This is a genomic window from Burkholderia sp. Bp8963, from assembly GCF_003854275.1.
Classification (GTDB): Bacteria; Pseudomonadota; Gammaproteobacteria; order Burkholderiales; family Burkholderiaceae; genus Burkholderia.
The window spans coordinates 36,671-51,692 of record NZ_QTQP01000052.1 but is presented as its reverse complement, the minus strand read 5'-3'; the positions used below and the strand labels follow the sequence as shown (position 1 = coordinate 51,692).

Here is a 15,022-nt window from a genome sequence, read left to right as displayed (position 1 = left end):
GGATGGCCAAGGGGCTGTATCTCGGCACGCTGATGGTCGGGCTCGAGCAGAAGGTGATGGGCGGCAACGTGCCGTGGACGCTGCACCACAAGCACGCGGACCACGAGATGCTGAAGCCGGCGTCGCAGTGCGAGCCGATCGAGTATCCGAAGCCGGACGGCAAGCTGACGTTCGACCGGCTGTCGTCGGTGTTCATCTCGAACACGAACCACGAGGAGAACCAGCCGGCGCACCTGACGCTGAAGGATGCGAACGTGCCGGTGAACGTGAACCTGCGCACGTACGCGGGGCCCGAAGGCCGGTTCTGCCCGGCGGCGGTGTATGAATTCGTGAAGAACGACGACGGCAGCGACCGTCTGGTGATCAACGCGCAGAACTGCGTACACTGCAAGACCTGCGACATCAAGGACCCGACGCAGAACATCGTGTGGGTCACGCCCGAAGGCGGCGGCGGGCCGAATTACCCGAACATGTAACCTGCCGGAACGCGCCGCCACGAGCGGCGCGTTTTGCGTTGGTCACTGCGAAGCGCCGCAAACGAAACCGGGCGCTGCGTCACGCAGCGCCCCGCTTGCATTCATCGTTCGACGGTCGGGCGCTCCAACATCGAACCCGAATTCCCTGCATCGCCCGTTGCCAGCCTTGGCGACATGCCCGAGGCTGCAGGCTACTCGCACCCTCAGTCCTGGTTTCAACCCTTCTTCCCACCCCTTGTCGCCGAGAAAATCATCCTTTTGGTTGATTCAATCAATTTCCGCGGCTACCTAGAATCGGCTCGATCCTATTCGACAACACGATTCGAAGCACCCGTCGCTCCCTCCCTGGTCGCGCGTCGCCCAAATATCCGTTTCCCGTAGCGGGATCGATTGTGCGATCGAACAGGCACGTGCAGCGATTTCTACTTCAAGGAGGCCCCGTCATGGATTACAGCATTACCCAAGCCATCGAGAACCATCAGTTCGTTCCCGTCGAGCAATGGCCGACGCTCGAACAAATGGCCGACGGCTTCGCGGAGCACAAGTATCCGCGCACCTCGGTTCTGGCAGGCGTACGCGAAGTGTTCCGCTTCGACAATGGTTGGCTCATCGAGCACCACTTCCTTGACGAAAACACGCTCTCGTGGAAGCTGCTCGAAGGCGAAGGCGAAGGCGAAGGCGCGGGCGCGAGCGGCACGCACTCGTACGAAGCCATGGAAATCCGCCCGGGCGTGGTGTTTGTCGAATTCTTCAAGGACGGATTCGACGAAAGCGTGACCCTCGTCTGGAAGCTCGAGAGCGGCAACCTGTTCGCCGCGGTCTCGGGCTTCGTCGATCGGAACGGCGAGAAACGCACCACTACCGCCTATCAGACCGCGACTGTCGATGGAAAACCCGGCGACGCGCCTGTTCGCCAGTCCTCCTCCCTGGTCGGCAAGCGCGTGCTCTATCGCTACAGCTCGGACGACTGGTACGAACACGTCTATTTCGGCCGCGAGGTGATGGCCTGGCATTGCGTCAACGGCGCCGAAGTCGGTGTGGCAGACGTCGAGAAGTGCGCCTACTTCGATGTCGCACCGGACCTCTACATCCTGTTCTGGACAGAAACCATCATGCCGGTGGAATCGATCGTGGTGATCGATCTCCAGCACATGCGTTCCACTGGCCGGTTCTTTTGCTGGGATCCGAAGCCGAACCGGATGGTCCACCTCACGTTCGGCTCGAAAGCGACCGTCCTCAACGACACGGCCTATCCGACCACGTTCGCGGAGTGAGACTCGGGAACCGGCAGCGGCCCCTCGCGAATCAATGAACCGGTTCACCCGCCCGCTAACGTAAAGCGAACAACCCATACCATGCATGTAGACGAAACCGCGACCTACTACACCGCAACCACCAAGTACGCATTGAGCTTCCCGTCGCTGGAAGCCGATTTGGAAACCGACGTGGTCATCGTCGGCGGCGGGTTCTCGGGTATCCACACGGCGCTCGAACTCGCCGAGCACGGGCTCACGAATACGGTCGTGCTGGAAGCCCGCCATCTCGGATACGGCGGCTCCGGCCGCAACGGCGGCCACGTCATGGTCGGAGTCGGGCACGACCTGGACGGTATCAAGCATGACGTAGGCGAAGATGGCCTGAAGGCGATCTTCGCACTCAACGATCTGGGGCCGCAGATCATGCGCGAGCGTATCGCCAGGTACGACATCCAGGCTGACATTCGCAGCGGTTACGGTTATCTGGCCTTCAATGCGCGCCAGGCCCGCACACTGCAGCAATGGCAAGCCGAATTTTCGTCACCGGGATCGCCGCACGAAATCCGCTACCTCGAAGGCAGCGAAGTGAAGCAAATCATTGGCTCGGACGTCTATCATGCAGCGCTCCTGCATAATGGCTGCGGCCACGTTCATTCGCTGAACCTGCTGCTGGGCGAAGCACAGGTCGTATCGGAGCGCTACGGTGTGCGCATTTTCGAACACAGCCCTGCCCTGCAAGTCACCTATGGCGATCGTATCCATGTTCGCACAGCGAAGGGCAGCATTCGGGCGAAGCAACTGGTGTGGGCCGTGGACGGCTTCAACAACCGCATCGAGCCCGAACTGCATGGAAAAACACTCGATGTCTGGGCGTTCAATTCGGTTACCGAACCGCTGCCGGCCGCGCTGATCGAGCAAATCAGCCCGATCCGTGGTGCGTACAGCGACATCCGGCCCGTCATCGATTATTTCCGTGTCACCAACGACAACCGGCTGATGTTCGGCACCGCGCACCAGTTGCTCGAATACATGCCTGGCGACCTGTATGCCTTCTGCCGGGCTCGCATGCTGAAGATCTTCCCGTACCTGACCGACGTCAGGATCGACATGGCATGGGGCGGCCCCCTGCCCTGCAGCCTGAAACTCTTTCCGCAGCTCGGCACACTCGTCGATCGCCCCAATGTCTTCTACGTACAGGGCTACTCCGGATTCGGCGTCACGCCCAGCCAGCTGCTCTGCAAGATCCTGGCGGAAGGGATCATGGGCGGCTCCGACCGCTACCGCCTGCTGAGCTCGATCGGCCATGCGTCGATCCCCGGCAAGGATCATTTCCGCGCGCTGCTGGTCAGCCTCGGCAAGCTCGCCCATCAGACGTCCGGCTATTTCCACGGGCGCCGTTGAGCACCACTCGAACCTTTCCGTTCAGGAGTACAACATGTCCATGATTCCTCTCCAGCAAGGCAAAACCATCGCCGAACTCGCTTCGCTCGGCAGCCTGACGGCCCTCGGAGGCGAGATTCTCGAAGGCGGCGACGTGCAGGCATACGCACACAGTACCTACGGCACCTTCACGGACCCCGTCAATGCAGGCTATTTCGGCACGAGCAAGGGCAAGTACCGCCTCGTCTACCCGTTCTCGGAGCAGGCGACGATCATGCATGGCGAAGTGCGTATCACCGATGAATCGACGGGTGAGACCCGGCACTTCAAGGCCGGCGACTCCTGGTTCGTCACGAAGGGCACATCGACTGTCTGGGAAGTGCTGGGCGACAGCTACACGAAGCATTTCCTGCTGTTTGCCTGACGGCACACCGGTTCTTCGCACCCTTCATCAACATCCATTTTCGATGGGTTCCCATGACAGCGATTTCAACTCTGCCTGAAGTCACGGCCTTTCTTTCCCGCCCTCACGGGCACTACATCCACGGCCGTGCCGTCGAAAGTCGAGGTGACCGCATTGCGGTCGTGAACCCCTCGAACGAACAGGAAATCGCCGATGTTGCCGACGCGACGCGTGACGACGTCAATGCGGCGGTGGCGTCGAGCCGCGCCGCGTTCGAAGGCGCATGGGGACAGACTACGCCGGCCGGACGGGCGAATGTCCTGCTGCGGCTGGCGGATCTGTTCGAGAAGCATCGCGAGGAACTCGCGCAGATCGAAACCCTGCAGTCGGGGAAGATCATCCAGATTTCGCGCGCGTTCGAAGTCGATCAAGCGATCAGTTTTCTCAAGCATTATGCCGGCGCCGCCACGCGCATCCACGGCGAAACCATCACGCCCTCGCTGCCGTCGTTCAACGGCGAGCGATACAGTGCATTCACTCGGCGCGAGCCGGTTGGTGTGGTGGTCGGCATCGTGCCGTGGAACTTCTCGATCCTGATCGCAGTCTGGAAATTCGCGTCAGCACTGGCGACCGGCTGCACCGTCATCATCAAGCCGAGCCAGTTCACGCCATTGACGCTACTGCGCATCGCCGAACTGGCTACCGAAGCCGGTGCGCCGGCCGGAGCCTTCAACGTCGTCAGCGGCGGCGGCAATCCCGGGCGCTGGCTGATCGATCACGCAGGCACGGCCAAGGTCAGCTTTACCGGCTCGGTGCCGACCGGCATGGCAGTTGGCCGCAGCGCGATGGACGCCAAGCTCACGCGTGCGACGCTCGAACTCGGCGGCAAGAATGCCGTCGGATTTCTGAAGGACGTCGATGCCGACAAGACCGTGGCCGGCATCCTCGAATCGGGCTTCGTTCACCAGGGGCAAGTATGTGCCGCCGGCGAGCGTTTCTTCGTGCATCGCTCGTGTCTCGACGAGGTGCTCGAAAAGCTCAAGAGTGCGCTGGCAGGCCTGCAAATCGGCGATCCGATGGACGAGCGCACCCAGTTCGGTCCGCTCTCGAACCGCGCCCACTTCGACAAGATCGTCGGCTTCTTCGATCTGGCACGCAGCGAAGGCGGCACGATCGCATTCGGCGGCCAGCCGCTCGACCGCACCGGCTACTTCGTGACGCCGACCGCAATCCTCGTCGACGATCGCCGCGCGAAGATGCTCGGCGAGGAAACCTTCGGCCCGATCGCGACATTCCTGGCCTACGACGATGAGGCAGAACTCGTGGACCTGTTCAACGACACGCCGTACGGGTTGGCGGCGAGCCTGTGGACCGACGACCTGGGCAAGGCGATGAACCTGATTCCTCGCATCGAAGCAGGTACCGTGTGGGTCAACATGCACACGTTCCTCGATCCTGCGCTGCCTTTCGGCGGCGTCAAGGCATCGGGCATCGGCCGCGAGTTCGGCTCGGCCTTCATCGACGATTACACGGAACTGAAGTCGGTCATGATCCGGCACTGAAGAACACCGGGCATCATCCATTCAAGGGCCGGCGCGGCGAGGCGCCGGCCCTTTGCATTCGTGCCGCGATCAGAACATGTGCTTGATTCCAACCGATACGGCCACTTGCGACGACGCATTTGCGCTACCCACATAGGCCAACTGTGCGTAGTTGCGCATCGCGCCGGTCAGCGGGTCGATGCCCAGACCATCGCCGGCCATCTTTTCATAGTTCACCGTCGCGTACAGTGCGGTCCGCTTGGACAGGTTGTAGATGCCGCCCACACTCACCTTGTGAATATCGGTCCGCGAATCGGTGGTTGATATCTTCGCGAGCGTGTAGCTGTACGCGATGCCTGCCTGCAGCGCGGGCGTCACGTTATAAAGCGCGCTGGCTTCAGCCGTGTCGAATCGAATATCGCTGACCGGCCCTGCAATCGCCGTCAGGTAGCGGCTGCCCAGCAGCTTTGCCTGCGTGACTGTGGCCGACAGGGTCAGCTTGTCGAACGCATAGCTGGCGCCCGCTCCGAACGTGCGCAGCTCGTCGCTGTCGTGCATCCCGCAGTAACTCGACGGACTTTGCCCGCAACTCAGTTCGCCGATATACGCGGTATCTCCGCGCAGCCCGGCTGTCAGCGGATTACGCATCGACAGATAACCGGCCGCGGCCGAGAATGGACCGTTCGAATAGTTGATTGCCAACGCCCACGCGCGGTTTGTCGCGAATGCACCCGCCTGGTTGCCGAAGCTGAACGTACCGCCAAACGACAGACCGGAAAAGCTCGGGCTCAGGTATTTCACGGCATTGTTGACGTTGAAGGCTGCATTGAGATTGTCGATATCGCCGAAATGCGCGCCGGCAGGCCCCGCCCAAGTGTTGCTGACCGCGAACGGCGCCAACGCATCGGTATACGAATCGAACTGTCGCCCTAATGTGAGCGCACCCCATCGGTCCGATTGAATCCCGACGATGGCAGTCGCGTCGAACAATGCATTCTGCTCGAACAGCGCACCATTATTCGAGAGGAAATAGTTCCTCAGGTCGAAGACGGCGTTGTATCCCCCTCCCAGGCTCTCGGTACCTTTGAAACCGAGCGTAGTAGGGGCGACGTTTCCGCTTGTCATGCTCCACGCACGCTTTCCGGCGACGCCAGCCGCCACCGATTGCTGCTGATTGTTGACGTACGTGATGCCGGTGTCGATCACACCGTATAGCGTGACGCTGCTTTGTGCGTAGGAACTGCCGCAGGCAAGCATTGCCGCAACCGCGATCGCCCCACCCCTTCCTCCGTGACACGCCAGATCGAAAAGACATGCTTTCATAAGTAGTTATCCTTAACTTTTTTGGCGCGTGCCTGACAGCTTTTTGCCAGCCCCCGCCTGTCTGACTTTGCGGATTGACCGCACTATCTCGCGGCTAGCCGCCGGTTCCGCGGAACGGATAATCGTCCTGCCGAATCGATTGTCCTGCACCGATCCACAACGCCAACATCAACCGTTTGGTTGATTTCGCGACCTGGGCGGGTAAACACTTAAGGGGAATGGCGCGGAGAAGACCGCGAAAGCGGAAAGCCGATACAAACGTAGCGGAATGATGGAGCGCGGAAACTGATGAGTTGCATGTTGCTGCCGGGCGGCATGGGCCGCGGCAGCGAAAATCAATGGAAACCGTACTCGGACAATTTCGACACGAGTGTCGAACGATTCGACACCCCGACCTTGTGGAAGATCTTCAGTACATGGGTCTTGACTGTCGCCACGCTGATATTGAGGCTCGACGCGATATCGTTGTTCGTGGTCCCCCGCATCATCAGGTCGACCACATCGATTTCACGCGACGACAACAGGAAGCGTTGCGCCGCCTCCCGCTTGCGAGCCGGCGTACCACGATTGCGCGCCCGGCAAAGATTGAACTCGATGTACGGCTGCATCGCATCGACTGCGGACAGGATCGCCGCGTCGTCATCGCACTCGTGAAGCAGCAGCGACATGCCGCCAACCACGCGTCGTTCATTCCGAAACAACATCTCCACGACATCCGTATAACCATGCGCGCGGAGGAATCGAACATAGTGCTGATCCTCCGGACAGTGACCGACGCGCTGCGTCAGCCTCGCACTGCGCAAATCCGACAGGGCGACCCGATGAATCTCGAACGGGTCGTACTTGCACATACCGGTTTCGTATTGGCGATGGAACGTCTCGGGCACCTCGTGGCGCTGGAAATCGCAGTAGCCGGTATTGTCGTCGACGAAATAGAACGCCACCGTCCTGACCCCGGTCGTCCGCGCCACGAAGTGAATGGTCTCTTCCGCAAAGCGCGAGTCCGCCGAGAACTGATTCCGCCGCTCCGCATTCGTCAACTCGCACTCGCGCATTTCAACTAAACCTCGCTCAATAAACGCCCCAGATTCGCGTACAGCGCCGGGCGAGCCGACCTGAGCCACATCGCAAATGCGGCACCGACGACCGCAACCGCCAGGGTCGCGAACGGCACCAGACGCGCCACGATCGAGTCGCTGCCGCTGAGCAAGTCGATATGCGCAAATATCTGCCACAGACAGAAAAACAGCCCCAGCGACGCCAGCGCAGGCGCCACGAGACGCTGCCAGATCGACACGCCACGGCTATTCTTCCAGAAAAATCCCAACACGGCCAATGAAGCAAATCCCTGAACCGCAACGATGCCGACCGAGGCCACAACGCTCGACCAGGGGAGCACGCCCAGCAGCGGATCGACATGATTCACAGCACAAGCCGCCAGTACCACCAGCGCACAAGCCGTCTGCACCGCGCTGGCGACATAAGGCGTTTGCTGAGTTGCATGGGTACGCGCCAGGACGGGCCAGATCACGCCCTCGCGCGCGAGCGAGAAGAAGTAACGGGAAATCGTATTATGAAAGCTGATCAACGCGGCGAGCAGGCTCGTGATCATCAGCACGCCCATTACATCGGCCGCCCATCCGCCCACCAGCTTTCCCGTCATCGTGAACCACATGTTGCCCGGATCCTTACCGGATTGCACGATCGCGTCGGCCGGCCCGTAGGCGGTGATGATCATCCATACCGAGACGGCATACAGGCACATGATGGCGGTGATCGCCATGTACGTTGCGCGCGGGATACTGCGCACCGGATCTCGCGCCTCTTCAGCGTAGATCGCCGTGGTCTCGAAGCCCATGTACGAGCCGACGACGAATACCAGGGACGGTCCGAACCCTGCGGTGAACACTGTCGACGGGGCAAACGAACTCAGCGAGAATCCCTGAGGCCCTCCATGGCCGACAACCGCAGCATCGAAGATCACGATGATGGCGATTTCGCATCCCATGAGCACACACAGAAACTTGCCGCTGAATTCGACGTTGCGGTAGCCAAAGTAGTGCACGACAAGCACCACCGCTGCGGCCGAGACCCACCATGGCACATGCACCGCTAAGTGGGCTTCCAGCGACTGACTGATGAAGAAACCGACCAGCGCATAGCAAGCAAGCTGCATCGCGTTGTAGGCCAGCAGCGCGAGAAATGCGCCACCGACGCCTGCCGGCCGGCCAAGGCCCGTCGCGATGTAGGCATAGAACGCCCCGGCGTTTTTCACGTAACGGCTCATGGCGGCGTATCCGACACTGAATAGCAGGTAAATCAGGCCAGCGAATACGAATGTGCCGGGAACGCCAATCCCGTTGCCGAGACTGATGCTGACCGGTATCACGCCGACAAGTGCGGTCAACGGGCCGTTGGTTGCAATGACAAGAAATACGATCGACAACATGCCGAGCGCGTTTTTCCTGAGCGCAGGCTTGCTTTGGACGTTTCCATTCATTTTCGACTGTCTCCTGAATTCACGACCCTCTCAGCGAGGTCGGATGAAGACAATTCTTCAGAACCAAATCACCGTGCACAATCAACCGTTCGGCTGATTCTTTCTTTCAATTTCTATACATCGACCACCACCGCCCGCCTTCGTCAGTGGCAGCGGCAGCGCGCGAGCGATCAAAACGCGAACGACGACCAACCACCGGTCATACATTGGCGCGTTCACGACCCCGCACAACCCAGGCAAGGCCCCGGAGATTGTCTGAGATTTCGATCGGATCAGGACCGGGAACTGCTCCATAGCCGCTCTCCATCGTGTCAGGTGACCTGCCCCCTTCGGCAGCACGACGCGCGTAAGGAGCAAACCAGGCCATCGCGCGGAATCCGTGTCCGGTTATTTCTGTACATGTGTCGTAGCCGCGCCGACGCAGCGCGGCATTGATAGCGGCATCGCTCATCGGGTGATTCCGATCGCGCGCGCCAGGAAACAAGTAGCGACCGCCTCCGGTCAGCGAGTGCAACTCGCGGAGAATCGCGACTGCCTGAGTCGCAAGCGGCCCGAGAGAAATTTCCAGGTACAAGCCGCCACAGTCGAACAAGCGCGTAGGCTTCGCGGCAGGCTTGGCATTCTTGATAGCTGTATCGGTCAGCGGCATGGGGGCACCGAGACTCAGACAGGACACACTTCCATGTTGTCCCCAACTTGCCCCCAGCTTCAATCGGTACTACCCGGAACATCGCAGCATGAAAAAACCCGCGAAGCCTTTGGCTATCGCGGGTTTCAAGAGTTCTCGGGAACAAACCGGAACTTGAGTTGGTGCGTGAGGCCGGACTCGAACCGGCACACCCTTGCGGGCGTCAGGACCTAAACCTGGTGCGTCTACCAATTTCGCCACTCACGCGCATGCTCTGTCGCCTGACCGCACGGCGTGCATCGAGTGCTTGCGCCGCGCGCCCGGGACATCACGCCGGCATCGAAACCGGCTCAGCCCGATCAGGCGAGCGCGAGATTCTACCCGATCTGCGACGCGTTGTCTCCATCGGCAGGCGGCATTCACGTGCCGATGCTAGAATTCCGCGCTTGATGCTTCCGGCGGTGCGCAACCGCGCGTCCCCCCGATACCGCCTCCCCGACACGATCCCGCACGTGAATTTCGACGACTATTGTCAGCAGAAAGCCGCCCCCGCCGGCTCCAGCGTCTACTACGCGTTGCGGCAGGCGCCGTTCGGCGTCCAGCCGCGCCTCACGGCCCTCTTCGCGCTGCGCCGCGAACTCGAGGAAACCGTCAAGGAAACCAGCGACCCGACCGTCGGCCACACCAAGCTCGCGTGGTGGCACAAAGAACTCGCGGCGCTCGCGGCCGGCGAGCCGTCGCATCCGGTGACCAAGGCGCTCGCGCAGCATCACCCGTCGATCGCGGCCGAACACGACGCGCTACGCGCACTCGTCGGCGGCTACGGCATGGATCTCGAACAGGCGCGCTACCTCGACTTCGCGAACCTGCAGCGCTATATCACGCTGGTCGGTGGCGGCTTTGCGGCGCTCGTCGCGCGCGCAAGCGCTGCGCGCCCGTCAGAGCCGCAGCCGTGGGCCGAGCCCGTCGGCCACGCGCTGATGCTCGCACAGTTCGTTCAGGAACTCGGCAACGATGCGCGCCATGGCCGCATCTATCTGCCGATCGACGAACTGCAGCGCTACAACGTGACGGCCGCGGATCTGCTGAACCGGCGCTACAGCCCCGCCTTCACCGAACTGCTGCAATTCCAGACTGCACGGGCCCGCGACGCACTCACGGGCGCCGAAGCCGCGATCCCCGCCGCCGAGCGCCGTACGCAACGCACGCTGCGCGCACAGCTTGCGCTCGCGCGCGCGCTGCTCGACGAGATCGAACGCGACGGCTACCAGGTCCTGCACCAGCGCATCGCTCTGACACCGATCCGCAACCTGTGGATCGCGTGGCGCGCCGCGCGCCGGCGCTAACGCGCGGCTATGCCTTCAGCAGCGGCAGCGGCTCGAAGCGCTGCTGCAGCACGTGCGTCGCGTCGAGCCCCCACCAGGGCCCAAGCACGGTCGCATAGAGCTGACGAAAATCGACCGCGACCGGCAGATTGCCATTGCCGTCGAGCTGCCCGAGCGCGGGCGGCGCCCCGTACAGCCCGCCGGCGACGCGCCCGCCCATCACGAAATGCGGTGCAGCCGTGCCGTGATCGGTGCCGTTGCTCTGGTTCTCGCGCACGCGCCGCCCGAACTCCGCATACGTCATCACGAGCGTTTCGTTCCACCGTCCGAGCTCGATCAGCGCACCGCGCATCGCGCTCATCCCTTCGGCGAACTGCTTGAGCAGCGCCGCCTGCTGTCCCGGCTGGTTCTGGTGCGTGTCGAAGCCGTTGAGCGTGAGCCGCAGCACCGCCACGCCGTCCTGCGCACCCGGCCCCGACGCGTCGCACGCGGCGAGCACCTGCATCGCGGTCTTCACCGCGGTGCCAAACGCTCCCGCCGGAAACGCCGTCCGGAATTCGCGCATGCCGCCGCGCGGTCGCAGCCGGTCCGCCGCTTTCACGATGTCGTTCTCGACTTCGATGATGTGCGCGAGCGCCGGGTTCTGCTCGCGCAGCGACACAGGCTCCGCGAGCCGCGCGGCGCGGATGAACTGCGCCGGATTGACGAGCGCGATCGCGCGCGCGCCGTTCGCGAGCGGCCCCATCTCGGCGCTGCCGAGCACGACGCCGTCCGCCGCGAAGCCGGCCGGCACCGGCGCCTGCGCGAACGTGCGCGTGAGCCAGCCTTCGCGCAGGTATTGGTCCGAGCGCGATGCGGTGTCCCAGATCTCGATCGAGCGGAAGTGCGACAGGTTCGGCTGCGGATAACCGACGCCCTGCACGATCGCGACCTGCCGGTCGCGCCACATCGGCAGCAGCGGCGCGAGCGACGGATGCAGCCCCGTGCGCTCGTCGAGCTGCAGCACCTGGTCGCGCTTGATGCCGATGCTGCGCCGGAATAGGTAGTACTGCTGATCCGCATACGGCACCACGGTATTGAGGCCGTCGTTGCCGCCCTTCAGCTCGACGAGGATCAGCACGTTCGAATAGCCGGCCCTCGCCTTCGGCGCGGCGAGCGTGGCCGCGAGCGCACCCGGCTGCCAGAGCGACACGCCCGCCGTCGCGGCGGCGCCCGTGAGCGCGAGGAAATCACGTCGGTTCATCGTGCATCCTTTGCCGGCCGCGTCGCATGCAGGCCGCGTCGGCGACTCGTGTTCGGGTTCGTGTTCATTTCAATTGATAGGCGGGATCCATCAGCAGCGCCTCCAGATACGCGCTGCCGGTCGATCCGGTGTCGATCGCTGCGACGGGTGGCACCGCGAGCACTGCATGCTGCAGCTGCAGCTCGGTCGACAGGCCCGCGATCGCCTGCGGCCGCGCGCGATATTGCGCGAGCCAGCGCTCGAGGTCGAAGCGCAAGCCGCCGCGCGCGGGCTTCGCCGGCGTCGCGGCGGGACTGCCGTTGCCGGCCGCCGCCATCCCGCGGGAATTTCCGCTCGCCGCCACCGGACGCATGCCGGCCGTCTCGGTCGCCCGGAACAGCTGCTCGACGAACTGCTTGCGCGCAAGCAGCGTCGAGCTGTTGATCCACGTCGGGCCGCCCGGCCAGCCCTTCACGTTCGGCGGGTAGAACAGGTTCTGCCCGAGCGTGCGCACGGTGTTCGCGAGCATCTGCGGATCGCCGTAGCCGACGTCGAACAGCCGTACCGATCCGACGACGAATTCGGCCGGCGACTTGACAAGCACGCCGCGATTGCGCGGATCCCAGAACGCATCCGTCGACCACAACGCGCCGAGCGCCGCGCGAATCTCGTAGCCGCTTGCGCGAAAGCGGCCGGCAACCGTGTCGAGCGCGTCGGCGTCCGGGGTGTCCGACACGAACTCGCGCCACAGTTTCGTCGCGATGAAGCGCGCGGTTTCCGGTCGTTTCAGCAGGATGTCGAGGAACCCGTCGCCGTCGAACGGGCCCGTGTCGCCAAGGATCGTCTTGTCGCCGGTATCGTGCCATTCCGGACGCACGACGAAACGCAGCGTGTCGGGATCGATCGTCCAGCCGGTCATCGCGCGCGCGGCTTCCGTCACGTCGTGCTGCGTGTAGTGTCCTTCGCCGAGCGTGAACAGTTCCATCACCTCGCGCGCGAAATTCTCGTTCGGGCGGCCCTTGCGATTGCTCGCGCCGTCGAGATACTGCAGCATCGCCGGATCCCGCGCGACCGCATGCAGCAGCGTGCCGAAGTTGCCGAGCGCCTCGCTGCGCAGCAGCACGTTCTGCGCGAACATCGTCTGCGGGTACGGCACCTTGTCCTGACCCGACGTGAAGTGGCCGTGCCAGAACAGCGTCATGCGCTCGGTGAGCGGCGACGGCGTCACGACCATCTCGTTGACCCACGCAGCGCGTAACGCCTCGTAATGCAGGTTGCGCGTGCGCTGCTCGTCGCGCCGCTGGTCCGGCGTCAGCGCCTGCCGTTGGGCACGCGTTGGCGGCAGTTCGGCGAGCCACTCGGGCCAGGTCGTAGCAGGCTCGCGCCGGACGTTGCCGAGCGCGTCGGCCACCGCCTGCGCGCGCGTCATGCCGACGAGCCGCGCGACGTCGGCGGGCGCAGGCGTAAAGCCGGTGCGGCTCAGAAAAAACAGCGCATCGTCCACATCGAGCGGCATCTGCATCGCAGGCGATGGCGCCCGCGCAGCGGCGGCGTTCGCTTCACTCATCGTCTTCGGCTCCCGAAGCGCGCAATGCGCGCATGTGCCGATTCAACGGCATCCGGCAGGCGCAAGTTGACTGCAAAATTGCTACGGATTTTTTCGGCGTGGCGCGCGGGTCAGCGCTTGTACAGCTCGCGGACCGCGTCTTCGATGTGCTGGCGCAGCAGGTGGCGCTCCTCGGGCGTCATGTGCCCGTCGCGGCGGTGCTGCTCGAGATCGGGAGGCACGGCGGAGCGGGTGGCGACGTCGGCGCCGCGGTCCGCTTGCGGCGTCTTGCCTCGCGGCAGCTTGCGCGACGGAGCGCCCGGCTCGGCGCGTTGCGCATACGCGAAGTTCGACGCATACGGACCGGCGAGCACGATCGTCAACATCAGTGCAATCCGGGCAGATCGCATGACCGTCCTCGCTTCTTTGGTCGATTTGTTCCCTTCGTCACGCGGCAACCGGCTACCTCTGGTACTTGAAAAACCCTGCGGAAATCGGGTGTGCAAACCATGAAAGATTAAGTGCAGGGGAGTATCTACCGAATTTCGGTTTCGAGTAAAGGAATCTCTATAGCGTGCCTTTACTCCGCGCCACACCACGGGTAAATTTTGTAACTGACTGTAACGCGTCAAATTACCCGGCCGCGCGCCATTTCCCATTCGCGATAAGATGCCGTTCATGGAAACGAAAAACCCCTCCAAGATTCTCGTCGTCGACGACGACCCGCGCCTGCGCGACCTGCTGCGCCGCTACCTCGGCGAGCAGGGCTTCAACGTGTACGTCGCGGAAAACGCGACCGCGATGAACAAGCTCTGGGTGCGCGAGCGGTTCGACCTGCTCGTGCTCGACCTGATGCTGCCGGGTGAAGACGGCCTGTCGATCTGCCGCCGCCTGCGCGGCAGCAACGACCGCACGCCGATCATCATGCTGACGGCCAAGGGCGAGGACGTCGACCGCATCGTCGGTCTCGAGATGGGTGCCGACGATTACCTGCCGAAGCCGTTCAATCCGCGCGAGCTCGTCGCGCGCATCCACGCGGTGCTGCGCCGCCAGGCGCCGGCCGAACTGCCGGGCGCGCCGTCGGAAACGACCGAGGTGTTCGAGTTCGGCGAATTCTCGCTGAATCTCGCGACCCGCACGCTGACGAAGTCCGGCCAGGAAATTCCGCTGACGACCGGCGAATTCTCGGTGCTGAAGGTGTTCGCACGCCATCCGCGCCAGCCGCTGTCGCGCGAAAAGCTGATGGAGCTCGCGCGCGGCCGCGAATACGAAGTGTTCGACCGCAGCCTCGATGTGCAGATCTCGCGCCTGCGCAAGCTGATCGAACCGGATCCGGGCAGCCCGCGGTTCATCCAGACCGTCTGGGGCCTCGGCTACGTGTTCATCCCGGACGGCGCGGCCTGATCTTCCCCTCCTTCGGTT

13 protein-coding genes, 1 tRNA gene and 1 pseudogene are annotated in these 15,022 nt (G+C 63.0%); 7 read left to right on the top strand and 8 right to left on the bottom strand.

All coding sequences use genetic code 11. The features are described from left to right. From DID96_RS30575 to DID96_RS30555, 5 genes are all read left to right on the top strand, one after another. The coding region (locus DID96_RS30575) for a 4Fe-4S dicluster domain-containing protein (protein ID WP_185732414.1) at positions 1 to 476 on the top strand (476 nt) is incomplete at its 5' end. A gap of 410 nt (positions 477 to 886) precedes the next feature. Then, on the top strand, positions 887 to 1,750 hold the full coding sequence (locus DID96_RS30570; RefSeq protein WP_124602957.1) for a molybdenum cofactor biosynthesis F family protein: 864 nt from the start codon (positions 887 to 889) through the stop codon (positions 1,748 to 1,750). Positions 1,751 to 1,831: 81 nt separating this feature from the next. Then, positions 1,832 to 3,133, top strand: coding sequence for an FAD-binding oxidoreductase (locus DID96_RS30565; RefSeq protein ID WP_124602956.1), 1,302 nt, complete (start codon positions 1,832 to 1,834; stop codon positions 3,131 to 3,133). 34 nt (positions 3,134 to 3,167) lie between these two features. Further along, complete coding sequence (locus DID96_RS30560; protein WP_124602955.1) at positions 3,168 to 3,536, top strand: cupin domain-containing protein; 369 nt, start codon at positions 3,168 to 3,170, stop codon at positions 3,534 to 3,536. Between the two features lie 53 nt (positions 3,537 to 3,589). Then, positions 3,590 to 5,077, top strand: coding sequence for an aldehyde dehydrogenase family protein (locus DID96_RS30555; RefSeq protein ID WP_124602954.1), 1,488 nt, complete (start codon positions 3,590 to 3,592; stop codon positions 5,075 to 5,077). Between the two features lie 69 nt (positions 5,078 to 5,146). Here the strand turns inward: DID96_RS30555 and DID96_RS30550 are convergent, their stop codons facing one another. From DID96_RS30550 to DID96_RS30530, 5 genes and pseudogenes are all read right to left on the bottom strand, one after another. Further along, positions 5,147 to 6,379, bottom strand: coding sequence for a porin (locus tag DID96_RS30550; protein ID WP_124602953.1), 1,233 nt, complete (start codon positions 6,377 to 6,379; stop codon positions 5,147 to 5,149). Between the two features lie 335 nt (positions 6,380 to 6,714). Further along, a complete protein-coding gene (locus DID96_RS30545; protein WP_185732413.1) occupies positions 6,715 to 7,419 on the bottom strand; it encodes a LuxR C-terminal-related transcriptional regulator in 705 nt (234 codons plus the stop codon). A 20-nt stretch (positions 7,420 to 7,439) separates the two neighbouring features. Next, positions 7,440 to 8,879, bottom strand: coding sequence for an APC family permease (locus DID96_RS30540; RefSeq protein WP_124602951.1), 1,440 nt, complete (start codon positions 8,877 to 8,879; stop codon positions 7,440 to 7,442). Between the two features lie 361 nt (positions 8,880 to 9,240). After that, positions 9,241 to 9,435 (bottom strand): annotated as a pseudogene (locus tag DID96_RS30535) (integrase); the annotation flags it as partial. Positions 9,436 to 9,687: 252 nt separating this feature from the next. Continuing rightward, a tRNA-Leu gene (locus DID96_RS30530) sits at positions 9,688 to 9,774 on the bottom strand. 245 nt (positions 9,775 to 10,019) lie between these two features. Here DID96_RS30530 and hpnD point away from each other — a divergent pair. Continuing rightward, positions 10,020 to 10,853: a presqualene diphosphate synthase HpnD gene (hpnD, locus tag DID96_RS30525; RefSeq protein ID WP_185732412.1), complete on the top strand. Its 834-nt coding sequence runs from the start codon at positions 10,020 to 10,022 to the stop codon at positions 10,851 to 10,853. A gap of 7 nt (positions 10,854 to 10,860) precedes the next feature. Here hpnD and DID96_RS30520 read toward each other — a convergent pair whose 3' ends face one another. The 3 genes from DID96_RS30520 to DID96_RS30510 form a co-directional block, all read right to left on the bottom strand. After that, on the bottom strand, positions 10,861 to 12,075 hold the full coding sequence (locus tag DID96_RS30520; RefSeq protein ID WP_124602950.1) for a DUF1501 domain-containing protein: 1,215 nt from the start codon (positions 12,073 to 12,075) through the stop codon (positions 10,861 to 10,863). A 64-nt stretch (positions 12,076 to 12,139) separates the two neighbouring features. Continuing rightward, positions 12,140 to 13,621, bottom strand: coding sequence for a DUF1800 family protein (locus DID96_RS30515; protein WP_124602949.1), 1,482 nt, complete (start codon positions 13,619 to 13,621; stop codon positions 12,140 to 12,142). A 110-nt stretch (positions 13,622 to 13,731) separates the two neighbouring features. After that, positions 13,732 to 14,010, bottom strand: coding sequence for a hypothetical protein (locus DID96_RS30510; protein ID WP_124602948.1), 279 nt, complete (start codon positions 14,008 to 14,010; stop codon positions 13,732 to 13,734). Between the two features lie 259 nt (positions 14,011 to 14,269). Between DID96_RS30510 and ompR the strand changes: the two genes are divergently transcribed. After that, the gene (ompR, locus tag DID96_RS30500; protein ID WP_370542727.1) at positions 14,270 to 15,004 is read left to right on the top strand and encodes a two-component system response regulator OmpR; all 735 of its coding nucleotides are present in this window, start codon (positions 14,270 to 14,272) and stop codon (positions 15,002 to 15,004) included. The last annotated feature ends 18 nt before the right edge of the window (positions 15,005 to 15,022 follow it).

Bases quoted from the DNA above. Each gene is read 5' to 3' on its own strand.
- ompR (WP_370542727.1), top strand. From the start codon at position 14,270: ATGCCGTTCATGGAAACGAAAAACCCCTCCAAGATTCTCGTCGTCGAC.
- DID96_RS30515 (WP_124602949.1), bottom strand. From the start codon at position 13,621: ATGAGTGAAGCGAACGCCGCCGCTGCGCGGGCGCCATCGCCTGCGATG.
- DID96_RS30520 (WP_124602950.1), bottom strand. From the start codon at position 12,075: ATGAACCGACGTGATTTCCTCGCGCTCACGGGCGCCGCCGCGACGGCG.
- DID96_RS30560 (WP_124602955.1), top strand. From the start codon at position 3,168: ATGTCCATGATTCCTCTCCAGCAAGGCAAAACCATCGCCGAACTCGCT.
- DID96_RS30510 (WP_124602948.1), bottom strand. From the start codon at position 14,010: ATGCGATCTGCCCGGATTGCACTGATGTTGACGATCGTGCTCGCCGGT.
- DID96_RS30540 (WP_124602951.1), bottom strand. From the start codon at position 8,879: ATGAATGGAAACGTCCAAAGCAAGCCTGCGCTCAGGAAAAACGCGCTC.
- DID96_RS30565 (WP_124602956.1), top strand. From the start codon at position 1,832: ATGCATGTAGACGAAACCGCGACCTACTACACCGCAACCACCAAGTAC.
- DID96_RS30550 (WP_124602953.1), bottom strand. From the start codon at position 6,379: ATGAAAGCATGTCTTTTCGATCTGGCGTGTCACGGAGGAAGGGGTGGG.
- DID96_RS30555 (WP_124602954.1), top strand. From the start codon at position 3,590: ATGACAGCGATTTCAACTCTGCCTGAAGTCACGGCCTTTCTTTCCCGC.